The 23,382-nt window shown below is 31.2% G+C and carries 19 protein-coding genes and 3 pseudogenes; 10 read left to right on the top strand and 12 right to left on the bottom strand.

Annotated elements, in window-relative coordinates:
• Positions 1-194: 194 nt before the first annotated feature.
• Entirely contained in the window at positions 195-1,337 is a 1,143-nt protein-coding gene (locus tag GVY01_RS10400; RefSeq protein ID WP_017636310.1) for an RNA-guided endonuclease TnpB family protein, read from the bottom strand.
• Between the two features lie 70 nt (positions 1,338-1,407).
• On the opposite strand from GVY01_RS10400, the gene tnpA reads away from it, so the two are divergent.
• Both tnpA and GVY01_RS10390 read left to right on the top strand, forming a co-directional pair.
• Entirely contained in the window at positions 1,408-1,854 is a 447-nt protein-coding gene (gene tnpA / locus GVY01_RS10395) for an IS200/IS605 family transposase (protein ID WP_372868721.1), read from the top strand.
• A 334-nt stretch (positions 1,855-2,188) separates the two neighbouring features.
• Positions 2,189-2,614 (top strand): pyridoxamine 5'-phosphate oxidase family protein, encoded by a 426-nt coding sequence (locus GVY01_RS10390; protein WP_017636312.1) that lies wholly within the window; start codon positions 2,189-2,191, stop codon positions 2,612-2,614.
• 176 nt (positions 2,615-2,790) lie between these two features.
• On the opposite strand, the gene GVY01_RS10385 is transcribed toward GVY01_RS10390, so the two are convergent.
• The 8 genes and pseudogenes from GVY01_RS10385 to GVY01_RS12810 all read right to left on the bottom strand — a co-directional run.
• The gene (locus GVY01_RS10385; protein ID WP_159333754.1) at positions 2,791-4,296 is read right to left on the bottom strand and encodes a phytoene desaturase family protein; all 1,506 of its coding nucleotides are present in this window, start codon (positions 4,294-4,296) and stop codon (positions 2,791-2,793) included.
• Positions 4,293-5,172, bottom strand: a pseudogene (locus tag GVY01_RS10380) (phytoene/squalene synthase family protein). Before GVY01_RS10380 ends, GVY01_RS10385 begins: the two are co-directional and overlap by 4 nt.
• 55 nt (positions 5,173-5,227) lie before the next feature.
• Positions 5,228-6,277, bottom strand: coding sequence for a glycosyltransferase (locus tag GVY01_RS10375; RefSeq protein ID WP_236549872.1), 1,050 nt, complete (start codon positions 6,275-6,277; stop codon positions 5,228-5,230).
• A gap of 60 nt (positions 6,278-6,337) precedes the next feature.
• Positions 6,338-7,828: a phytoene desaturase family protein gene (locus GVY01_RS10370; protein WP_159333753.1), complete on the bottom strand. Its 1,491-nt coding sequence runs from the start codon at positions 7,826-7,828 to the stop codon at positions 6,338-6,340.
• Positions 7,829-8,302: a hypothetical protein gene (locus GVY01_RS10365; protein ID WP_047211167.1), complete on the bottom strand. Its 474-nt coding sequence runs from the start codon at positions 8,300-8,302 to the stop codon at positions 7,829-7,831.
• 4 nt (positions 8,303-8,306) lie between these two features.
• Positions 8,307-8,807 (bottom strand): TspO/MBR family protein, encoded by a 501-nt coding sequence (locus tag GVY01_RS10360; RefSeq protein ID WP_159333752.1) that lies wholly within the window; start codon positions 8,805-8,807, stop codon positions 8,307-8,309.
• 48 nt (positions 8,808-8,855) lie between these two features.
• Positions 8,856-10,355, bottom strand: coding sequence for an NAD-dependent epimerase/dehydratase family protein (locus GVY01_RS10355; RefSeq protein WP_159333751.1), 1,500 nt, complete (start codon positions 10,353-10,355; stop codon positions 8,856-8,858).
• A 447-nt stretch (positions 10,356-10,802) separates the two neighbouring features.
• Positions 10,803-10,896, bottom strand: a pseudogene (locus GVY01_RS12810) (immunodominant staphylococcal antigen IsaB family protein); the annotation flags it as partial.
• Between GVY01_RS12810 and GVY01_RS10350 the strand changes: the two are divergent.
• The 5 genes and pseudogenes from GVY01_RS10350 to GVY01_RS10330 form a co-directional block, all read left to right on the top strand.
• Positions 10,892-11,287, top strand: a pseudogene (locus GVY01_RS10350) (DDE-type integrase/transposase/recombinase); the annotation flags it as partial. The pseudogenes GVY01_RS12810 and GVY01_RS10350 overlap by 5 nt on opposite strands.
• A 132-nt stretch (positions 11,288-11,419) precedes the next feature.
• Positions 11,420-11,851 (top strand): universal stress protein, encoded by a 432-nt coding sequence (locus GVY01_RS10345; protein ID WP_002486800.1) that lies wholly within the window; start codon positions 11,420-11,422, stop codon positions 11,849-11,851.
• 328 nt (positions 11,852-12,179) lie between these two features.
• Positions 12,180-12,797 (top strand): CadD family cadmium resistance transporter, encoded by a 618-nt coding sequence (locus GVY01_RS10340; protein WP_017636322.1) that lies wholly within the window; start codon positions 12,180-12,182, stop codon positions 12,795-12,797.
• A gap of 18 nt (positions 12,798-12,815) precedes the next feature.
• Positions 12,816-13,163: an ArsR/SmtB family transcription factor gene (locus GVY01_RS10335; protein ID WP_017636323.1), complete on the top strand. Its 348-nt coding sequence runs from the start codon at positions 12,816-12,818 to the stop codon at positions 13,161-13,163.
• 168 nt (positions 13,164-13,331) lie between these two features.
• Entirely contained in the window at positions 13,332-13,424 is a 93-nt protein-coding gene (locus GVY01_RS10330; RefSeq protein WP_107362593.1) for a type I toxin-antitoxin system Fst family toxin, read from the top strand.
• 156 nt (positions 13,425-13,580) lie between these two features.
• Here GVY01_RS10330 and GVY01_RS10325 read toward each other — a convergent pair whose 3' ends face one another.
• On the bottom strand, positions 13,581-14,561 hold the full coding sequence (locus tag GVY01_RS10325; protein ID WP_159333750.1) for a ketoacyl-ACP synthase III: 981 nt from the start codon (positions 14,559-14,561) through the stop codon (positions 13,581-13,583).
• A gap of 178 nt (positions 14,562-14,739) precedes the next feature.
• Between GVY01_RS10325 and GVY01_RS10320 the strand changes: the two genes are divergently transcribed.
• Together GVY01_RS10320 and GVY01_RS10315 are read left to right on the top strand one after the other, a co-directional pair.
• Entirely contained in the window at positions 14,740-15,348 is a 609-nt protein-coding gene (locus GVY01_RS10320; RefSeq protein WP_029056321.1) for a recombinase family protein, read from the top strand.
• A gap of 154 nt (positions 15,349-15,502) precedes the next feature.
• Entirely contained in the window at positions 15,503-16,657 is a 1,155-nt protein-coding gene (locus GVY01_RS10315; RefSeq protein WP_017636329.1) for a zinc-dependent alcohol dehydrogenase, read from the top strand.
• Between the two features lie 131 nt (positions 16,658-16,788).
• Here the strand turns inward: GVY01_RS10315 and GVY01_RS10310 are convergent, their stop codons facing one another.
• Together GVY01_RS10310 and GVY01_RS10305 are read right to left on the bottom strand one after the other, a co-directional pair.
• Positions 16,789-19,050: an ATP-binding cassette domain-containing protein gene (locus tag GVY01_RS10310; protein ID WP_017636330.1), complete on the bottom strand. Its 2,262-nt coding sequence runs from the start codon at positions 19,048-19,050 to the stop codon at positions 16,789-16,791.
• Positions 19,051-19,394: 344 nt separating this feature from the next.
• Positions 19,395-21,170 carry an oleate hydratase gene (locus GVY01_RS10305; protein ID WP_017636331.1) on the bottom strand — a complete coding sequence of 592 codons (1,776 nt, stop codon included), beginning with the start codon at positions 21,168-21,170 and terminating at the stop codon, positions 19,395-19,397.
• A 698-nt stretch (positions 21,171-21,868) separates the two neighbouring features.
• Here GVY01_RS10305 and lqo point away from each other — a divergent pair.
• Entirely contained in the window at positions 21,869-23,368 is a 1,500-nt protein-coding gene (gene lqo, locus GVY01_RS10300) for an L-lactate dehydrogenase (quinone) (RefSeq protein ID WP_017636332.1), read from the top strand.
• Positions 23,369-23,382: the final 14 nt, after the last annotated feature.

The raw sequence follows: 23,382 nt of genomic DNA, 5'->3' as shown, positions 1-23,382 counted from the left end.
TTTTTATTGGATGACATGTCAAAATTGCTTAAATTTATCCATAACATAATCTCTACTATTTTTATGATTCACGATAGTCTGTGGATAATCTTTTCCAATTTCAATATGATGAACTACATCGTTACTAAAGTAACGAGTTTCTAGGAACACTCATGACTTGATTTACTTATTTCAAAGTAAATCAGTGGTCTAAGCTATTTGACTAAGGCTTGTCCCAAGCCTACATTTCTTATATTTTTCGCTGCGTTAATATCTCTATCATGTAAAGTATGACATGATGAGCAACGCCAATGGCGTATATTTAATGTTTTTTTGCCACTATCATGACCACAATTAGAACAGAATTGTGAGGTTTTATATGGATTGACACAATGTAACTGTTTGCCGTATCGTTCACATTTATATTTTAATATTATTTTAAATTGATGCCATGATTGTGAGGCAATAATACGTGCTAAGTGATGATTTTTTAACAGATTAGATGTTTTCAAATCTTCAATGACAATCACATCATAGTTTTTGACTAAATCTGTCGTGATTTTATGAATATAGTCTTTACGCGTATGAGCTATTTTTTCATGAATACGAGCGACTTGTTGACGTGCTTTCTGATAATTTTTTGATTCTGACAATGACTTATCTTCAGCTTTGGCACGTAATCGACGCCTTGCCATTCTTTTTTCCCAAACATGTAACTGTTTTTGGTATTTTAAATGCAACCTTTGAGAACGATATTTATGACCGTCAGATGTAATCGCAAAATCAGAAACGCCTAAATCTATACCTACAGTTTGATGTGTTTTAGGTAAAGTTTGATTTTCACTTGTAACTAAAACAGACATCATATACTTACCACTTGGTTTTTGTTTAATAGTAACTGATTTGATACGTTCATTTTCAATATGAGGTACACTCATTCTACACTTAACCCAACCTAATTTAGGAAGTTTAACATAACGTTGATTGCCATTAAAACGTATATTCTCCCCTCTTATTGTACTTAAATAAGACTGTACCGTTTGTTTTCTTGATTTAAATTTAGGATAGCGACAACCTCCTTTAAAGAAACGGTCAAATGTATCAGATAATGTTTTAACAGAACATTGAATCGCGACACTGTCTACATCTTTTAACCAAGGATATTCCCGTTTTAACTGAGGGATTAATGAAGATAGTTTTGAATAAGATAACATTTTAAGGTTAGCGTTATTTTGATATCGTTCTTTTAACATACCTAACATTTGATTCCAAATGAATCGTGTATGACCAAAAGTCATTTGTATCAGTTCAGCTTGTTTTTGATTTGGATATAGTTTACATTCGATTCCTTTATACATATGTGTCACCTCCTTTTACACTTATATGATAACACATATGACTTTGTTTAAACCAATATTAAATGCTATAATTAAGGTTTATAGGAGGTTTCATATGATTGTTAAAACAAGAACGAATGTGTATGATTTTAATTTTCATCTTGTATGGGTGACTAAGTATCGTGCTTCAATTTTTGATACAGATTTAAAGCGTAATGAGATGAAACGTATACTTGAAAATATATCTCATCGTTACGATATCACTATTCAAGAAATCGAAGTGATGTCAGACCATATTCACATGTTACTAAGTTTCAATCCCAAACATGCCCCAAGTTCTATTGTTAAGACGCTCAAAGGACGTTCTGCGAGAGAATGGTTTCAACTATTTCCCGAGACGAAAAAACAACTATGGAATGGGCATTTATGGTCACCCAGTTTTTTCATGTCGACACTTGGTAATATGTCTAAAGATGTTGTAGAACAATACATTCAAAATCAATTGACAGAGTACAATGCAGGTCGCCCAAGACAATGATTCAACTCGGTACTCAAGTACCGAGTTGAATCATTTGGCGACCTCTAATAAAATACAATTTATTTATCTCATTTTGATGCTTCACTATATATTGAAAAAGTGGATTATCTTTCGTTCTAAAAACTCTGTTAAGTATGACTCCTAAATGGATTTTATTGCTTCCCAGCTTTTTTCATACAAATTCACTTTATCATTGTCCTTTAACTTAAGATTGTGTTTTCAATCATATACCCGTTTTAACTTTTGTATAATTCACTTAAAAATAAAATAAATTTTAATACCTTACATATTATAGGCAACTTCAGTGTATATTATTATCAGAGGTGATTAAATTATGAATAACGAACAATTACAAAATGAAATTGAAAATATATTAAATACATCAAAAATAGGTGTTCTATCTACTGCACATAACAATACACCTAATAGTAGATACATGATATTTTATAATGATGGACACACACTTTATACTAAGACAAGCATTGAGTCTAAAAAAATTGATGAATTGAAAGATAATCCCAAAGCTCATGTACTTATAGGTTACGATGAAACGAATAATCGTAGTTTTCTAGAAATTGATGCTAATGTTGAAATACTGAAAGATCAAGAGACTATTGATTGGATTTGGAACAAACAAGATAAGTCCTTTTTTGACTCTAAGGATGATCCAAACTTGTGTGTAATTAAAGTAATACCAAAATCCATAAAAATTATGAACGATAAAAAATTAGACACACCACAAACCATTACGTTCGATTAGTTAAAAAGGCGAGCCTGGGACATAAATAGATGTCTCAGGCTCGTTTTCAATTTGGCAGTAGGTGACTGAATTGAAAATGCGATTATATCAAGCTTTTTTCAATTCTAGTCACCCTTGCCGGAGTGGGACTACGAAATCTATATTAGAAAATTTGATTTCTGTCCCACCCCCGCTTTTTATATACCATTATTAATATCTTCTAACATAGCATCAACTGTAATTTTAGCACTCGTCAGTACAATTGGCACTCCTGCCCCTGGATGAACACTAGCTCCAGCAAAATACAAATTTTTGTAATCTCTGCTCACATTAGGCGGTCTGTAATAGTTACTTTGCGCTAAAGTAGGCATTAAACCAAAGGCTGCTCCAAATTTAGCATTATAATCTCCTTCAAAATCCTTAGGTGTATAAATAATTTCTGTCACAACTTGCTTTTTCAAATCTTCTAACGCTTTAATCGTAGAAAGCTTATTGTAAATAATATCTTTCACTTGTGTGATTGTTGACTCATCAGACCAATCCGTATCACCTGTTTTCAATTCTGAAACGGGCATCAGCACATAAATACCTGTTTGACCTTCTGGCGCTAACGACTGATCTTCCACACTAGGAGCGTATACATATATTGATGGATCTTGGGATATTTCGCCAGAAAATATTTCATTGATATTATTATCAAAATCCTTTGAAAATATAACATTATGTAACAAGATATCTTCAGATAAATCTTTATCAACCCCTATGTACATTAAAAAGGCTGAGCAAGAATAGTCCATATTATCAATTTTCTGTGTCGTATACTTCTTAGGATGATGTTCATTTTTAATTAAAGATGAAGTAGCATATGGGAAATCAGCAGTACAAATTATTTTGTCATACTTTTCTATATGTCCGTTTACTTTTAGTCCCTCCGCACACTTATACCTACCATCAATGATAATTTCTTCAACGTTTGCGTTGGTATAAATTTGAGTATCTAATTCTTCATTTAGCGTTTGAAGTGCTCTGACAAAGCTATACATACCACCTTTTATAAAGTGAACACCAAACATTAACTCTATCATGGGTATAATTGAATACAATGACGGGCTTCGTTTAGGGTCGATACCTATATATAATGTTTGAAACGCTAAAATCTTTTGGATTTTTTCATTATCAACATATTTTTCAATTAAATTATCTGCTTTATCAAATGTTTTGAGTTTCATACCTTGATATATAGTAAAAGGATTATAAAAATCTGTAGGTTTCCTAAACGTACGTTCTAGAAAATATTTTCGTGCTATTTCGTATCTTTCGTATATATCTGTTAAAAAGGACATAAAACCATGTGTAGAGTTAGATTCAATACTTTCAAGCATATCTCTTAATTGAGCAAGATCTGTAGGAACGCGAATTTGATCTGTTTCACTAAAATAAACATCATATATATATGATAATTGTTTAATTTCCAAGTAATCATTCATATTTTTTTGAGCGTAATTAAAAACGTCTCGATAAATCTCAGGCATCATTACGATGGTTGGTCCCATATCAAATGTAAATCCATCTTGCTTGATCTGATTCATCCTGCCACCTATTTGTTGGTTCTTTTCATATAAATCTACTTGGTGACCGTTTGCTGCTAATCTTGAAGCTGCAGCTAAACCTGAAACACCGCCGCCTATAACTGCAATCTTCATAATGTTTCACTCCTATTATATTTCGCACTAAGTTCACGATAAATTTTCATTTTTTTCAATTTGCTTACATATACTTTCTTATGCAACGTATAGTTTGCCTTCCTTACTTCCACAAGTATTTCATGATAAGCTATCGCAGCTAATTCGATAATGTAACGTACCTCTTCTTCAAAATAATTAATACCGTTTAATGCAATATCATATAACCTAACTGCCTCTGTAGCGTAACTTACCCACAGTTCTATATAATTTGGCGTAACTCCTTCATAATATATAGAATGTAGATTAACTCGGTATTGAGCTAATTTTTCTACACTTAGATAAATTCTTCCATTTTGAAAATCTTAGCCGACATCTCTTAAAATATTAGTTATTTGCATTGCCTTGCCTAAAGCAATCGCAGCTTCTTCAGCTTGCTCGAAATTATTTTCATTTGATGAAGTTAATATAGGAATTAACAATTCACCGACAGTACCTGCCACACCATAGCAATACTCATATAAATCTGAATCAGTTTTCATTTCTTTTAAAACTAAATCTTCCTTCACATATTGAATTAAAGATTCAAAAGGTTTTTTAGGTATTGAATATGTATTCAATGTTACTTAAAGCATTCATAATAGCTGCATCACTTTGATACGCTTGAATATAATCACAATCGCTATAAATCACATCTAAATCTCTAGCTATGCCGTTTAATTGCTCAAGGTCTTTGTATTTATCAATACTGTCATCTATAATTCTGCAAACTGCATAAATAGCCCAAATTGCTTTTTTCCTTTTTAAATCCAAAAAATCAAAGGCATATGAGAACGTTTTTGAATGTTCTTTCATTATATTGTGACAATGGTTATAATCTCTCTCTAATTGATTCATTTATTGGCCTCCTCAGTAAGCCTAGAACTTCTTGACATTTGTATAAAAAACTAACCTATAAATCTATTCTACGGCCTTTCCAATATATACGTTTGAATACATTGATATCTAACCATGATTTAAAAAATATCACGACAAAGCATATGAAGAGCAGTGGATGACATAAACTCGCAACGATATTAAAATTTCCTGTTCTTCGGATAAATATATGAAATTGTATCGCATATATAAAATATAGAGTAATAGCTAATAATATATATAACGAGCCTAAATTAATTGAAAAAATTATCGCTAAAATTGTTGTAAGTGAACCAAATAGCCATAAAAATACAAACGTAAGCGTAGACTTTTTAGTTACTTGAGAGCCAAGTGCAAAGTGTTTACTCCAACCCTCTAATAGCGCTTTATATCCTTGAGCATACATTCTAAAATTCACTACACCTTGGCCTTCATGCAAACTAACTGGCAAACCTTGTTGATTATATGCTTTACTTATTGCGAAGCCTTCAATGATTTGATTTTTAGCTTTCAAATGTCCTTGTGTCAATTTATAATCTTGCTTATTTGTCACAAGGACTGGTCCAAACGCGCCTTGCTCATTATTTGCTGATTTCGTGATCGAAAATTGATTCATACCTACGATTGTCATTAAATTAAAAATCGCCGATATATTTTCATATAGCTTTTTTATCTTGTGATAAGGTTGTATTGACAACAAACCTTTACCACCTTGTAAATCATATTGATTGGCTATATTTTGAATACTATCATCACAAGCAAACTGAACATCAGCATCAACAAACATTAATAAATCATGCGTTGCATATTTGCTACCTTGCCAACAAGCATGTGACTTACCTTGCCATGTAGTATCATTTTCAACAGTATATACGCTCGCACCATAATATCTAGCGACAACTTGTGTCTCATCAGTTGAACCATCATCCATAACAATTACTTCTATTTCTTGCTTTTTACTTATACTGTTAAGTAATTTAGGTAAGTTCTCCGCTTCATTTCTAGCAGGTACAATAACACTGACGGTTGTCTGACCTCTTCCTTTTCCGGAGTTATTTATAATCGCTCGACGCGCATACATACACATTCCACTTATTAGTGATAGTATCGTCAATACTATTGCTATTATATAAAGTATCATTCAGCCTCAACTACTTTCTCCATTAATAATAGCTTCTGCTACTTGCATACCACTCAAAGTAACCATAGGCATACCAGCGCCAGGATTTACAGAACCACCTACAAAGTACAAATTTTTGAAGTACTGACTTTTTTTAGGAAATTTAAAACCTTTATTTTTCTTCTTATTGGATACTACGCCATATATAGCTCCTTTATTAGAATTGTATGTATTTTCTATATCATGTGGTGTCCATACGTCTTCATATACAATGTGCTTTCTCAAATCTTTCAAGCCCATGGACTCTAATTTATCCAATATACGTTCTTGGAATTGCAGATATTCTGCTTCACTAAATGACTTACTCTGAATGTACGGTATGTGTGGCAATATTTTTATATTCTCGTGTCCCTCTGGCGCCTGTGTCTTATCTGTTTTATTTGTATTCACTACATAAATAGTCGGATCTTCAGGCAAAACATACTGGTGAAAAACTTGATCATAATTAACTTTAGAATTACTTGAAAAGAAAAAGTTATGATGTTGAAGCTCTGGATAACTTTTGTCCACACCAAGATGCATGACATAACCTGAACTAGCTGGCTCAAATTTACGTTCCAATTTGTTTATTTGGTTTGCATCAAAATTCAATAAATACTTATAAACAGGGATTACTTCCATATTAGATATAATGTAATCTGCATATATTTCCTTATTACTTTTTATTGTTATCCCTGTCACCTTATTTTGACTATTATAATTGATACGTTTTACAGGGGTGTTAAAATGTATGCCCACACCTAATTTTCTCGCTAATTGTTCCATCGCTTCCGCTAACTTATGAATGCCACCATCTACGTACCACAAACCTTCCTCATGTTGCATTTGAGGTAATAAACTCAATACAGCCGGAGCATCATAAGATGAGGAGCCGACATATTTTATGAAATAACCTAGCATTTCTCTTAAATATGGGTTATCTACCCTTTTATTAATGGCTTGTTGCATTGTATGAAAATAATCGAATTGCTTTAAAGCTGAAAATGGACCATGATAACAAATAATTGCAAACATCGTATCTAATCCCTTATCAAAGTAGCTTTTTTCAGCAACTTGATGTATCTTTTGTGCGTAACTAAAAAACGAAGAAAGTTGCTCTATATCTTTATTTGTTAACGATTCATTATTTGTTAACATATCTTCCATGGATTCATATAAATCTAAAATTTGGCCATCTGGATAAACGTTTCTAATCTGTAAACTTAACTTACGAATGCTAACATAATCTTCTAGCCTTTCATCACATCGTTGAAATAAGCGTTGAAATACTTTAGGCATGGTTAAAATTGATGGACCGAGATCAAATCCATAGTCATCTATGTCTAACCTATTTACCTTTCCACCGATATGCTTATTTTGTTCATATAAATCCACTTGATAGCCTGCTTGAGCCATACAAATTGCGCTAGCAATCCCTCCCAAGCCACCTCCTATGACAACCACTTTCTTATTTCCCATTTAATCACCTTTTCTTTTTTGTAATTTATTATACATACGTATTAACTTAGGGCGATTATAGCGCTGAACAATCATACAAGGCACATTAGCTATAATGACATATATAAAATTAATTATTTTAACACTTTTTGACGCTTTAAAAAACGCAATAACAGGAAATATGGATAGCAGATGAACCACCTCTGCACGTCTAGTTTCTAATATAAATCGCTGTATATCATTCATATTTTTAGATAGATCGAAAGTCGCTTTACTACTGATATTAGGGTTAAGATTTTGACCGTCTGGCAAATGATCTTTCCAATATTGCACTTTAACTAATTGTTGCCATAATTGACCCTCTTGTTCAATATTCCAACTTCGAAAATACTTATTATCTTTTTCTAAGAACTTATAACTAATACGAGTACCAAGTTGAGCAATAATCATTTGAACTATAAACCAATATAGCGCAATATATATAATCTTTTTCATCAATTTAATGCTCAGATTTCGCTTTATAGCTTGGGTTATCTTTATTTAAATACCAATTACCAGCTGTTAAATAAGTAGCAAAAGTGCTCCAAAGCATATATGGAACTAGTAAAATGCCAGCAACTTTTTTTACATTGAAAAATTTTACAGTTGTTGTAACTACTGCGCCCAATAATACAACACTCTCTATCAACGCACTAAAGCGTAATTTATATTTGAAGTATAATATCGACCATAGATAATTCAGGCTTAATTGCGTGTAATAAGCACCTTTCAAATCGTTACTAGTAGATTTATTAGTCACTAATGCATAAGCTACGCCCATCGTTGTATAAAGTATTGGCCATACAATTGGAAAGACATAGCCGGGTGGTGAAAAAGGTGGTTTAACATTATTTTTATAATCTTTTCTCGCGTTTTTCACTGCAAATTTCCCTATAAATTTACCGCCTGTAATAGGTGTTATAACTTTTATAATTGTTTTAATTATCTCTTTTGCTTTCATAGTAGATCCCCTCTTTTTTGTAAAAGTAACTAGCCTTTATTTTAGCCGTTACAATTCGGCATTAGACATGTTATTTTTTCTAGCTAAATACTTTTTCAATCCATATACTTTCAAAACAATTGCACCTGTAATAACAATTGGCAAAATAAACTTCTTCATATTAAAGTATTCTCCTTTATTAGTTTTTTGGCTATTAATCTTGAATTTAAAAAGATTCATTACACTTTTATGAACTTTTGCTTGGGTATACTTATATACCCACCAAGGTAACGTCGGTTCATATTCTTGTAACGCTATGATACATGCGTCACTATTAGATAATCTTCTAAACTCTAATCTCGCATTACCACCATCTGAATCTAAAGCGAAATCTCCACCAACAATTCGATATAAAATTCTCTCATTATTAGAAGCTTTAAAATCTTTACTTAATAATAGTAAGTCCTTATTTAAACACGGCACACTAATCGTAAAGTTATCTTCGTTAAAATCACTATTAACGACATTTAATGTAATTCTATTTAAAAAATTTGCATATGATTCTGCCAATTGAATCATATTTACATCTTTAGGTAAGACTACCCTTGATATTGCTCTAACATCTTTAATATCGCCCTTACGTGATGACTTCCCTTTCTTTTGTGTCTTAGTTTCTTCTTCCAAGGCATTACGCACACTTTCCTTATAATCAATCTTGCCTATAGAAATGTCTTTCACAATATTTTCATCATTTCTAATCATATCATGAATTAAGCTATCCATTAACGGATAGACCATTTCTTTTGGAACACCTGAAATAAGTTTCACCCAATATTTACTTAGCCAAATGGGAATAATAGGCAAATCTATCGTAGGTAATCGTTTATCTAGTACCTCTGCAGTTTGCTTGAATAGATCTTTATAAGTCATATGACTAGGTCCACCAATATCTATCGATTCGTTCTCATTTGGATTACGCTCTACAATTTTATATAAACCGTCAATCACGTCGTCTATTGCAACTGGCAATGTTGTATTATAAGCCCATTTTGGTAGTAACAGGCCAGGTAATCTTTCTACTAATTTTTTTAATATAGGGTAAGAACTTCCTTTAGAGCCTATAATCAAACCAGCTCTTAAAGTACTTACTGGTACACCATATGATCCTAAAATCTGTTCGCATTCTAAACGGCTTCTTAAATGTGGTGATAATTCATTTGTATTAGGTATCAAACCACTCATAAATACAATATGCTGAACTTTGTTATAACTTGCGGCTTTAGCAAAATTATCAGCTAATAATGCATCCATATCTTCAAAGCTCGCCTGCGTCAACTTAGCTGAAGGCATCATAGAATGGACAAGATATATAGCGATATCAATATCCTCCATTACCTCAGTGATTTCATTTAAATCAAACAAGTCAGCTGCCTTCCAAGTAACATTTTGTTCATTTGATTTATTTTCTATATTTCTAGAAATAGCTATAATTTCATAGTTATCTTTTAATTTATTCATTAAGTGACTACCGATATATCCCGAAGCGCCTGTTAATAATATTTTTTTCATATATTTAGCCTCCAAATAGAAAAAGATGAGCAGGTAAACTTTACCTCAGCTCATCTTTAACTTAACGAGCTCACTTGCTCATTATCTTAATTGACAAGAGCTCCAAGTCTCTTAGTTTAAAATCTTACCCTTCTTAAAGCTTTTCAATCTTTATTTATAATAATTAATCAATAAATTTATCAAACCACAAGAATTTGACTAAAAAAGGAATAATCTTACTTGCTTTAATGATGTCACTAGTATAAAAAATTCTTTATCTTTTCCTGTATAATCTGGAATTAGTACCATATTTGCTTTGGTACTATATAATCACTTTCGATTTAATATATATCTTGATATTATTGAAAAGTATTTGAGCAATTTAAGTTTATTTTTACAATGTATCTACTACAACTTTATATTTTAAAAGTCATCATTTTCTATTTTATACATATATTCTTTGGCTCAGGCTGATGTAGATGTATACTTTGGTTCACCGTAATGATTCAATAATTTTTTTGCTCACTGACTTACCGTCTAATAAGAAGAAAACACCTGATGCAGAGGGACATACATTAGATATTTGGTTGCGTAAGCAACGAGATAATCATTCAGCATATGCATTTATCAAACGTCTCATTAAACAATTTGGTAAACCTCAAAAGGTAATTACAGATCAGGCACCTTCAACGAAGGTAGCAATGGCTAAAGTAATTAAAGCTTTTAAACTTAAACCTGACTGTCATTGTACATCGAAATATCTGAATAACCTCATTGAGCAAAATCACCGTCATATTAAAGTAAGAAAGAAAAGGTATCAAAGTATCAATACAGCAAAGAATACTTTAAAAGGTATTGAATGTATTTACGCTCTATATAAAAAGAACCGCAGGCCTCTTCAGATTTATGGATTTTCGCCATGCCACGAAATTAGCATCATGCTAGCAAGTTAAGCGAACACTGACATGATAAATTAGTGGTTAGCTATATTTTTTACTTTGCAACAGAACCAGAATAAGCATATATATTCAGGGTATATATAAGTAATAGACATCTAAATAATAAGTAATAGGAGGCTGGTGTAGATGTTCAAAAATATATTATTACCCTATGATTTCGAAAATGATTTTAGTGCTATCCCTGACTATTTAGAAAAAACCACCGATGAAGATTCAGTTGTTGTAATTTATCACGTTGTAACAGAAAATGATCTTGCAATTAATGTCAAATATTATAATAAGCATAAAAAAGATATTATTAGAGAAAAAGAAAAAAAACTTACTCCATTTTTACGTGAATTAGAAAAAAGAGATATTCAATATAAAATAGATGTAGATTTTGGGCATATTAAAGATACAATCTTAGAAAAAATTACTTCTGGAGATATAAATAATGGTGAATTTGATTTAGTAATTATGAGTAATCATAGAGTCGATTTGAATATTAAACATGTTTTAGGAGATGTTACACATAAGATTGCTAAAAGAAGTTCTGTCCCAGTACTAATTGTTAAATAAACATAAGAAGTAAGAAATTTATTAATTCAAAAAGCCTAAATACTTTCTCACAAATCGAGAGAGTATTTAGGCTTTTTTATTTTTTTATTAAAATTTAGAACACGCATTTATGCCGAGAAAATTTTTGGTTGAGATGGGCAATGTGTTAGCTAACTAGGTTAGCGAGTTGGTTGGTACTTTCTTGGGATTAATCCCAAGAAAGTACCAACTCAACAACACATAAAGCCCTGTAGGTTCCAACCAAAAAGCAATTGGAATAAAGCAACTATGATTATTTAAAAAAATAAGCTATAATACATTCAAGAATATTTTTGAATGAGGTGTAATTATGATTCAGACTATTGTAATTGCTGCTATTCTTTATATTGTGACAGCATTAGACTTATTAGTGATTTTATTAATGTTCTTTGCTAGAGCAAAGACTAGGAAAGAATATCGAGATATTTATATTGGTCAATATATAGGATCTGTGGCATTGATTGTCGTAAGTTTATTCTTTGCCTTTGTCTTAAATTATGTTCCTGAAAAATGGATATTAGGATTGTTAGGGTTAATACCGATTTATTTAGGAATTAAAGTGGCTATTTATGGTGATAGTGAAGGAGAAGAGAGAGCTAAAAAAGAACTGAATGAAAAAGGATTGTCTAAATTAGTTGGTACGGTTGCAATTGTTACGATAGCAAGTTGTGGTGCTGATAATATCGGATTATTTGTTCCCTATTTTGTGACATTAAGTATTACTGATTTATTAATTACTTTGTTTGTCTTTTTAATTTTAATTTTCTTCTTGGTATTTACTGCACAAAAATTAGCTAATATTCCAGGAGTTGGAGAAATTGTTGAGAAATTTGGTCGTTGGATTATGGCTGTTATTTATATAGCTTTAGGTTTATTTATCATTATAGAAAATGACACTATTCAAACAATTTTAGGATTTATATTTTAATTTAGGGTGTGATTTCATATGAGTTATGAAAATGCTTGTGATGTGATCTGTGTACATGAGGATAAAGTTAACAATGCTTTAAGTTTTTTAGAAGATGATAAATCTAAGAAATTACTTAACATTTTAGAAAAAATTTGTGATGAGAAAAAATTGAAAATCATATTATCTTTGATTAAAGAAGATGAGTTGTGTGTTTGTGATATTTCTTTGATATTGAAAATGAGTATTGCTTCAACTTCACATCATTTAAGACTTTTATATAAAAATGAGGTGCTTGATTTTTATAAAGATGGAAAGATTTCATATTATTTTATTAAAGACGATGAAATAAGAGAGTTTTTCTCTAAAAATCAGAAGGGTTTTTGAAACGAGTGAAACGAGTTTCTTCTTGTCTTGATACTATAAAAATAAGCAAAGATATAACATAAAATAACTTTATCGGAAGTTATCTGTAACTCCCCATTACAGATGATATAATATAAAGGTCGCCTATCTCTCAGGCGTCAATTTAGACGCAGAGAGGAGGTGTATAAAGTGATGCTTATTTTCGTTCACATCATAGCGCCAGTCATCAGTGGCTGTGCCATTGCGTTTTTTACTCATTGGCTTAATAAACGCAACAAATAATTAATAGGTGACATAAAGCCACACCAACACCAATCCCCTCACTACTCGCAATAGTGGGGGGATTGGTGTATAAGTGAATACTTATTTTCGTTATATAAATTATAACACTGGTTAGTAGAGGAATGCAAAAAGATGCATAATTGAGAACTCATAAAATTATATAGCCCATCTAATAAGTGTAGATGCATATGCCAAGCCCCCACCAAATCCAACTAATAGGATTAAGTCATCTTTTTTTATTTTACCTTCTTTTATAGCTAGGTCGATTGATAAAGGTATGGTTGCTGATGAAGTATTACCATAGTATTTAAGACTCTTTAATGCTTTATCTGTTTCAATGTTTGCTTTTTCACAAATCGATTCAATCATTCGAGCATTCGCACTATGCGGTACAAACCAATTCAAATCTTCAATACTGTAATTTGATTGATTTAGAACTTCATGGATTATATTTGGAACGTTACCGACTGCCCATTTATAAACGCCCCGTCCATTTTGAACGATATAACCATGATTTTCTAAATCATCTGAAAACATTTCTTCAGACAATTCTGTGCAATATAAGTTATGACCTTTCAAGCCATCTGATCCGGCATTACTTGCAATAAAACTCATTTCTTCTTTATCATATTCTACAAGAAATGCACCGGCACCGTCTCCAAACAAAATACACGTACTTCGATCATTATAATCTGTAATTTTAGACAATGTTTCTGAACCAATGACTAAAATTTTTTTGTTTTGTCCTGATGTAATCAATCCATTAGCTAAATTAAGTCCATATGTAAATCCGGCGCAAGCAGCATTAATATCAATAGCCCCAGCATTTTTTAACCCAAGCTGAGCTTGGACATATGAAGCTACACTAGGTGTTTTATAATCAGGAGTTAACGTCGCATTAATAATCATATCTACATCGGTTAAGTCGACTTGATACTTTTCTTGTAAATCTAATACAGCTTTATAACTTAAATCACTAGTATATTCATTTTCATCAGCTATTCTTCGCTCAATAATACCTGTTCTTTGTTGGATCCATTCATCAGAGGTCTCTACGATTTTTTCAAAGTCATTATTATCCATAACTTTTTCAGGGACATATGTACCTTGTGCAGTTATTTTAGCAAATGATTGCATAGTATTTCCTCTTTCTATCTTATATATTTTTTTAACTCTTACAAAAAATTATATCATGACAAAAGAATCGACGTAAATGTCTAATAGAGGTACACCCTAATCATACAAAATAAGTTATTGAATTTATAGTAACTTGAACGTATGATTAGGGTGTATATTAATTGTGGAGTGAATATAAATGATTGTAGGTTATGCAAGAGTATCTTCGGTAGATCAGAATTTAGAGAGACAGCTAGATAATTTGAAAACATTTGGCGTAGAGAAAATATTTACAGAGAAACAATCAGGAAAGTCAGTAGAAAATAGACCCGTATTTCAAGAAGCACTTAACTTTGTGAGAATGGGCGATAGATTTGTAGTAGAATCGATTGATCGCTTAGGTCGTAATTATGATGAAGTGATTAACACAGTTAATTATTTAAAGGATAAAGAAGTTCAATTGACGATTACTAGTTTACCTATGATGAATGAAGTCATTGGTAATCCATTATTAGATAAATTTATGAAAGATCTAATCATTCAAATATTAGCAATGGTTTCAGAACAAGAACGAAATGAAAGTAAACGTAGACAAGCACAAGGTATTAAAGTTGCGAAAGAAAAAGGTGTATATAAAGGGCGTCCGTTACTTTATTCAGCGAATGCTAAAGACCCTCAGAAACGTGTTATTTATCATAGAGTTGTAGAAATGTTAGAAGAAGGCCAGGCAATTAGTAGGATTGCGAAAGAAGTGAATATCACAAGGCAGACTGTTTATAGAATTAAACAAGATAAGGAATTGTTTTGAAAAAATGATTGTTAATGAAAGTGAAAGAAACTCAAAGTGTCAATTAAATATAGCATTTATATGACACTCCAAATTAAAAATACTTTTGAGTAAAATAGAAAAAGTTTGTAAATAAAATTAAAAAAGGTATAGTATAATTAGGAGTGTGATTTAAATGAAAGCAGTGACGTATCAAGGCCATAAAAATATGGAAGTTCGTGAAGTAAATGATCCAATAATAGAAGAATCAACAGATGCAATTATTAAAATAACAGCTTCAGGTATATGTGGTTCTGATTTACATCTCTATCATCAAGGCGATCTATTTATGGATCCAGGTTTTGTTATTGGACATGAACCAATGGGAATTGTAGAAGAAGTAGGGAAAGACGTCAAAACTTTGAAAAAGGGAGATAGAGTTGTTATACCTTTTAACATAGGTTGTGGCGATTGTTTCTATTGTAATAATGAAATGGAGTCTCAATGTGATAATTCTAATCCATCACCAGCAAGCTGGAAAATGGATAACGGGGGTCTTTTCGGTTTTGGTAGTGCTATGCACGGAAATCACTGGGGTGGTCAAGCTGAATATTTAAGAGTACCCTTTGCTGACTTCTCTTCATTCAAAGTTCCGGATAGTGATTTGAAAGACGAACAAGTATTGTTTTTATCTGATGTTGTCCCAACAGCTTATTGGAGTGTTGAACATGCAGGCGTAAAATCTGGAGATACTGTTATTGTTCTCGGTTGTGGTCCAATCGGTTTAATGGCACAAAAATTTGCTAAGTTAAAAGGTGCCGAACGAGTTATTGCCATTGACAATGTAGAACATAGATTAAACCATGCAAGAAAATATAACAGTGCTGAAGTGTATAATTTTTCTAAAGAAGATAATATTGGAAAACTACTTCATGAAACGACACGTGGCGGAGCAGATGTTGTTATAGATTGTGTAGGAATGGATGGACAAGTAGCTCAAGATGATTTAGAATTAAGTTCAAATTCAGCTCAACGAGGTAATATTAGTCCAATTATCACAGCAGCTGAATCAGTAAGAAAATTTGGTACCATTCAATTAACTGGTATTTATGGGACACCAGCAGATAATTATCCAATAGATTTAATTTTTAATAGAAATGTTCAAGTGAAAAGTGGTCAAGCGCCAGTTATTCATCAAATGCCAAAATTATATGAAATGATTAAAAACGAAGTTTTTGATCCAACAGAAATTATAACGCATACAATGCCTTTAGAAGATGCAAAACAAGCGTATGATATTTTCGATCAGAAAAAAGATAATAATATTAAAGTCATTTTAAAACCACAATAATAAATATACAAAAGAGCCTATGCACATCATTTTAACCATAGGCTCTTTTATTAATTTTATGTGTTAATTTTTCAAACCACTAAATTAAGTTATAAAATTTCTAACTCTATTTAAAGTTATATGAAACAAATTTAATTATTTTCTGTATAAAGTTTCAAATGCTTAGATGTTAATGTTTTATTTTCTTTAACAAAGTTTACAGGTAATCCACTAAATTGTACTTTTCCCCCATCTAAACCGGGACCTGGTCCTACATCTATAATCCAATCAGCTTCACACATTATTGATAAGTTATGTTCAATTAAAATAACAGTATTATTTTGTTCAATAAGATTATTAAAACAATTTATCAATATAGGAATATCAGCTTCATGTAAACCTGTCGTAGGTTCATCAAATATAAAAATACTATCTGTAACATCTTCATTTAAATATTGACCTAATTTAACGCGTTGAATTTCACCGCCTGATAAGGTAGATAGAGGTTGTCCAAGTGTTACATAATTTAATCCTGTTTTACTTATAGCTTGTAACTTAGACTGAATTTCATTCTCTTTATCAAAAAATCTTATACCTTCATCAACAGTCAATTCAAGGAAATCAGCAATAGAATAGCCATTTATAGTCGCATTCAATACTTCTGGCTTATAACGTTTACCGTGACACACTTCACATGTTTGTGAAAACTCACCCATAAATGCAAGTTCTGTTTCAATATAACCTTTACCACCACAATTAGGACAAGCCCCTTTCGAATTATAACTAAACATGGATTTATTTAATCCAGTTTCTTTGCTGAAAAAATTTCTGACTCTATCAAAAACACCTAAATAAGTTAATAAATTAGACCGATTGGAGCCTTGTATCGCTTTTTGATCCATAAATACTGCATTATCGTTCTTTGCAAAACCTGCCTTAACAAGAGTACTTTTCCCAGAACCTGCTACTCCAGTTAATACTGTCAAAACATGCTTGGGTATATCAACTGTCACATTATTCAAATTGTTTTGAGTCACTGGTCCAAGATGATAAAAATGCTTTGATTCACGTGTCTCATTTTTTAAGTGATGTTTGATACGTAGTGCTTCCCCAGTAGATGTATCTGAAGACAATAATTGTTTGTATGTTCCCTCAAACGTTATCTCTCCACCTTGCGTTCCTGAACTTGGCCCCATATCAATAATATAATCTGCTTCTTTAATTACATCAGGATCGTGTTCTACAATTAATACTGTATTACCTTTATCTTTTAAAGATTTCAAAATTTCATTTATTTTTGCAATATCCTCTGGGTGTAAACCAACACTTGGTTCATCAATGATATAAACCAAATCAGATAGTGAACTGTTCAAATGTCGTATTAATTTAAGACGTTGTGCTTCTCCACCTGATAAAGAAGTGGTTACACGATTAAGCGTTAAATAGCTTAATCCTATATAATCAAGTGCTTCTAATTGCTTTCGAAGTGGTTCAATAATAAATTGGGCTGTTGAATCGTTCAATTTATCAAGAAATACCAAATTTTCTTTTACAGTCATTTGTGTAAAATCTGAAATGTTTTTCCCTTGAATTTTACAGCTCAAAATTTTCGAATTTAAACGTTGACCATTACAAGTTGGACAAATTTTATTTTCTACAACGTTTTTAAGATGCTTAGCGTAACGTTTTTTGTTAAATTCTTTATCCCCTAAGAATATCCTTCTAAACCTAGGTATAAGTCCCACATACTTTGCTGATTTTCGCCATTCTTCGGGCGGGTTTTTTAATTTTATTGGCTCCTGATATAAAAACAAATCTAATTCTTCTTTTGTATATGCTTTTAATTTTTTATCATTATCAAATAAACCACTATCACGATAAGCTTTACCTCTTTCTTTATCAGGTCCGAAAGAAGGAAAATTAATAGCACCTTCATTTAAAGATTTGTCCCAATCTAAGAGTTCATTTAAATTAATGTCTTCAATGTAACCTAATCCTTCACATGTTTCACACATACCATTGGGAGTGTTAAATGAAAAGGCATCTGAATAACCGACAAAAGGTTCACCTACCCTCGACCACAACAATCTAACAGAGGCATAGATATCCGACACTGTACCTACAGTAGAGCGAGAATTACCATTAAATCTTTTTTGACTAATCGTCATTGCTACAGGAAGGTTTTTAATTTCTTTTACCTTTGGTTTCGGTTGTTGATTTAAATGAAATTGAATATAGCTAGAATAACTTTCATTTAAAAGTTGTTCTGATTCAGCAGCTATTGTTCTGAATACCAGCGATGACTTACCTGAACCAGAACGTCCTGTGAATACTGTAATCAAATGTTTAGGTATAGTTATATCTATATTTTTTAAATTATTTTGTGAAGCTCCTATAATAGTAATATTATTCATAAATTCAATGACCCTCTCTTATAATGTTTATCAATTGATTAAATTATCACACTAACTTAATTTATCTTTTTCTTAAAGTTATTACTACTATAAACCTAATAAAAATAATTTTCCTTTAATTTTGTTGTTCATCATGGTCGCATATAATAAAATATATTTTTTATAATAAAAAACGTTATCTAGATTGGTGTACTAGATAACGTTAGAACTCAAGAGTTAGTGGATTGTGATTTCAACGTCAGCGTGTCAAAACAATTAAATATATAAAGATATGTTTATAACTCTATAATATTTGTTGTTTTTATACAATGTTTTTTGTTTTTTTGAGACTCACCATGTAATTTTTATAACAACTTATGTTTGCGTAATAATTCTTCAATGAAAGTGCCTTGTATTTTTTTCATCGCATTTTTTAAAACTGAACGTTTAAGAAAGTTATTATTAACTAATTCAGGTAATGATTTACGATCATTTAATTGATAATAAGCATCCATAAGTACACGTGCATCAAATTCAGAAGCATACACTTCAGGTACGCCCCTATCTATTTCTAATAATTGATATACAGCTTCCATAGCTGTACGCACAGAGTATTCAGTTGTGAATACTGTATCACGTTCTGTTTCAGCAAAGTTACCTATAAAGGCTAAGTTTTTAGAACCATTAGGAACGACCAATGGACGATCTTTGTATGCTCTCGGCATAAAGTACGCTGTCACATAAGGCATATAAACAGGGATCGTATTGCATTCTGTTTGTGCTAATTCAACTAACTCATCTTGTGGCACTCCCATATGATATAACCACTCTTGACAGATTTCACTACCTGTACACTCAGTGATTGGTTTTTTAATGAAATCTCCTTTAACATTAGAGTATAATGCATATATCCATACACTTACCTGATCTTTAGGTTGCTCCTTAAATTGTTGTTGACGATTGACTGTAAAACTAAGTTGCCAACTTGAATCTACTACCGTTATAATACCCCCAGTAACGGTGCGTCCAGATAAAACATCACGTTTACTTAATTTTTCAATATAAGAAATTACTTTTTTATTATTTGTTGTTGTTGTTGCAGATACGAGCCAACTTTTATCTGGAATATGATCACAGAATTTTTCAGGTCTTCCAAATTCTGGACTTTGATTAGCTAAATTTTTCCATAATGTCCAACTACCTCCCAATGCTTTCGTTGGTGGAGCAGGATGGTCATTATCCCCATAAGTTGAACTTTCTGTAATACTGCCGTTCGTTACAAAAACAAGATCATCTAATGTTAAAGGTATAGATTCTGTTTTACCATTTTTGTTTACAAGAATTTCTCGTGCAATTTTCTTAGATGATGTTGAATCGACCAATATATTGTCAACTTGAATACCATATTCAAAATGCACGCCATGTGACTTAAGATATTCTACCATTGGCAATACTAAAGACTCATATTGGTTATATTTAGTGAATTTTAAAGCACTAAAATCTGCCAAACCACCAATATGATGAACAAAACGCATAAGATATCGACGCATTTCCATTGCTGAATGCCAAGGTTCGAAAGCAAACATTGTTTTCCAATATAACCAAAAATTAGAATTTAAAAAATCTTCAGTGAAAACTTCAGAAATTTTAACATCTTCTAAATCTTCTTCTTTTTTCATACATAAACTTAAAATTTCTTTAATAGCTTTTTTAGACAATGTAAAATTGCCATCAGTATCAATGCGTTTACCACCACTATAAATGGCTCTGCATTTAGAATAGTTAGGATCTTCCTTATTCAACCAATAAAATTCATCTAACACGGATGCATCAGGTTGTTCTAATGATGGAATACTTCTAAATAAATCCCATAAACATTCAAAATGATTTTCCATTTCTCTACCACCACGTACGACAAAGCCATGATGCTCCATATTAATACCATCTAAACTTCCCCCTGAGATGTCTAATTCTTCTAAAATATGGATGTTTTTACCTTTCATTTTACCGTCACGAATTAAAAAGCATGCTGCTGCTAGTGAAGCTAAACCTGATCCAATTAAATATGCTGATTTTTTTTCAACATTTTCAGGTTTTTTTGGACGTGCAAAGGCTTCATAATTACTATTAGTATAGTACATAAAAAAACCTCCTTATTAATAAGTGAAATTTCTAAATACTCTAACTTGATTTAATTTCATTATACACTTTTGTATACATATTTACAAAAATATATTAATTTTATTTATATTTATTACCCGATTGTTTTATAATAAACAAGAATAGATTGATATCACTATATTGTAGAAATAAAGTAAATATTAATTTATGATCTATAATGAATTTGTATGCATAGTTAATGAAACTTATTAATTAAAATCACTTAAATCCCTCTCTGTTTTGTCAATAATTTATCAAAACTAAAGCAAAAGAAAAAACACTTTAATATTTATTTGACCAAAATACATATAATTATATAATAAAATATATAATTATATGTATTTTTTATTATAATTTAAATAAAAATTAAATTATAATAATTATTTTATATAACTTTTTAATATCTTAAAGTTAAAATTGTGTAATTTTCTCATTCTAAGATTGTTATAATTGTTGTAGTTTGTAAGTAAAAACAGGTTGCAATTAGTCAAAAAATAGTTAAAGTATTTATCAATTTTTATATGTATTTCTACTGAGTTGCTGATTAAGATAATAGAAAAATTTTTAAAATTAAAATGATCTATTCCATAAAAGAATAGGTCATATTTAATATAAGTATTTTTATACTGGAAATATTTATATTAAAATAAAACATGTACGTAAAAGAAGGGAGTCAATTATGAATACAAAAGAGTCAAAAACAGTTGTTGTTATTGGCGCTGGTGTTTTAAGCACAACTTTTAGTTCTATGCTTAAAGAATTAGAACCAAGTTGGAATATAAAACTATATGAACGTTTGGATCGACCTGGTATCGAAAGTTCAAATGAGCGTCATAATGCTGGAACTGGTCATGCTGCTTTATGTGAATTGAACTATACAGTAAAACAACCTGATGGATCAATTGATATAGAAAAGGCGAAAGAAATTAATGAACAGTTCGAGATTTCAAAACAATTTTGGGGTCATTTAGTCAAAAATAATAGCATTTCAAACCCTAAAGAATTTATTCAACCATTACCTCATATTAGCTTTGTTAGAGGTAAAAATAACGTTCAATTCTTAAAAGATCGTTATCATGCTATGAAGGATTTTCCGATGTTCGACAATATTGAATATACAGAAGATATTGAAGAAATGAGAAAATGGATTCCCTTAATGATGGAAGGTCATAGCGCGAGTGATATTATGGCTGCTAGTAAAATTAATGAAGGTACTGATGTTAACTTTGGTGAGCTTACTCGCAAAATGGCTCAAAGTATTGAACAACATCCTAATGCTAATGTTCAATATAATCACGAAGTGATAGATTTTAATCATCGAAAAGATGGGAAATGGGAAGTTAAAGTGCGTCAACGTAACAGTGATAATGTTCAGACTGAACTTGCTGATTATGTATTTATTGGCGCCGGTGGTGGTGCAATTCCACTATTACAAAAAACAGGAATTCCAGAAAGTAAACATTTAGGTGGATTCCCTATTACAGGTCAATTTTTAATTTGTACTAACCCAGACATCATAGCTCAACATGATGCCAAAGTATATGGTAAAGAACCTCCTGGCACACCACCTATGACTGTACCTCACTTAGATACTCGTTATATTGATGGTGAACGTACGTTACTATTTGGTCCATTTGCTAGTGTCGGCCCTAAATTTTTAAAAAATGGTTCAAATTTAGATTTATTTAAATCAGTTAAACCATATAATATTACAACATTATTATCTGCTGCTGCTAAAAATCTACCTTTAATCAAATATTCATTTGATCAAATATTAATGACTAAAGAAGGTTGTATGAATCATTTACGTACTTTTTATCCAGAAGCACGTGATGAAGATTGGCAGTTATATACAGCAGGTAAACGCGTACAAGTGATTAAAGATACTCCTGAATATGGTAAAGGATTTATTCAATTTGGTACAGAAGTTGTTAATTCTGAAGATCATTCAGTAATAGCGTTATTAGGAGAATCTCCAGGAGCATCAACTTCAGTATCTGTAGCCCTAGAAGTACTTGAGAAAAACTTCCCTGAATATGAAACTGAATGGATGCCTAAAATCCAAAAAATGATTCCATCTTATGGTAAATCACTCATTAATGATACTGCGTTAATGAGAAAAATACGTCAACAAACATCAAAAGATTTAGAATTAAATTACTACCAAAACAATAAATAGACTACAATACAAAG

The sequence above is a fragment of the Staphylococcus sp. 8AQ genome, from assembly GCF_902506595.1.
In the GTDB taxonomy this organism is placed as follows: domain Bacteria; phylum Bacillota; class Bacilli; order Staphylococcales; family Staphylococcaceae; genus Staphylococcus; species Staphylococcus pasteuri.
This window is presented reverse-complemented; position numbering and strand designations above follow the sequence as displayed.

Bases quoted from the DNA above. Each gene is read 5' to 3' on its own strand.
- GVY01_RS10400 (WP_017636310.1), bottom strand. From the start codon at position 1,337: ATGTATAAAGGAATCGAATGTAAACTATATCCAAATCAAAAACAAGCT.
- GVY01_RS10390 (WP_017636312.1), top strand. From the start codon at position 2,189: ATGAATAACGAACAATTACAAAATGAAATTGAAAATATATTAAATACA.
- GVY01_RS10385 (WP_159333754.1), bottom strand. From the start codon at position 4,296: ATGAAGATTGCAGTTATAGGCGGCGGTGTTTCAGGTTTAGCTGCAGCT.
- GVY01_RS10375 (WP_236549872.1), bottom strand. From the start codon at position 6,277: ATGTGTATGTATGCGCGTCGAGCGATTATAAATAACTCCGGAAAAGGA.
- GVY01_RS10370 (WP_159333753.1), bottom strand. From the start codon at position 7,828: ATGGGAAATAAGAAAGTGGTTGTCATAGGAGGTGGCTTGGGAGGGATT.
- GVY01_RS10365 (WP_047211167.1), bottom strand. From the start codon at position 8,302: ATGAAAAAGATTATATATATTGCGCTATATTGGTTTATAGTTCAAATG.
- GVY01_RS10360 (WP_159333752.1), bottom strand. From the start codon at position 8,807: ATGAAAGCAAAAGAGATAATTAAAACAATTATAAAAGTTATAACACCT.
- GVY01_RS10355 (WP_159333751.1), bottom strand. From the start codon at position 10,355: ATGAAAAAAATATTATTAACAGGCGCTTCGGGATATATCGGTAGTCAC.
- GVY01_RS10345 (WP_002486800.1), top strand. From the start codon at position 11,420: ATGTTCAAAAATATATTATTACCCTATGATTTCGAAAATGATTTTAGT.
- GVY01_RS10340 (WP_017636322.1), top strand. From the start codon at position 12,180: ATGATTCAGACTATTGTAATTGCTGCTATTCTTTATATTGTGACAGCA.
- GVY01_RS10335 (WP_017636323.1), top strand. From the start codon at position 12,816: ATGAGTTATGAAAATGCTTGTGATGTGATCTGTGTACATGAGGATAAA.
- GVY01_RS10325 (WP_159333750.1), bottom strand. From the start codon at position 14,561: ATGCAATCATTTGCTAAAATAACTGCACAAGGTACATATGTCCCTGAA.
- GVY01_RS10320 (WP_029056321.1), top strand. From the start codon at position 14,740: ATGATTGTAGGTTATGCAAGAGTATCTTCGGTAGATCAGAATTTAGAG.
- GVY01_RS10315 (WP_017636329.1), top strand. From the start codon at position 15,503: ATGAAAGCAGTGACGTATCAAGGCCATAAAAATATGGAAGTTCGTGAA.
- GVY01_RS10310 (WP_017636330.1), bottom strand. From the start codon at position 19,050: ATGAATAATATTACTATTATAGGAGCTTCACAAAATAATTTAAAAAAT.
- GVY01_RS10305 (WP_017636331.1), bottom strand. From the start codon at position 21,170: ATGTACTATACTAATAGTAATTATGAAGCCTTTGCACGTCCAAAAAAA.
- lqo (WP_017636332.1), top strand. From the start codon at position 21,869: ATGAATACAAAAGAGTCAAAAACAGTTGTTGTTATTGGCGCTGGTGTT.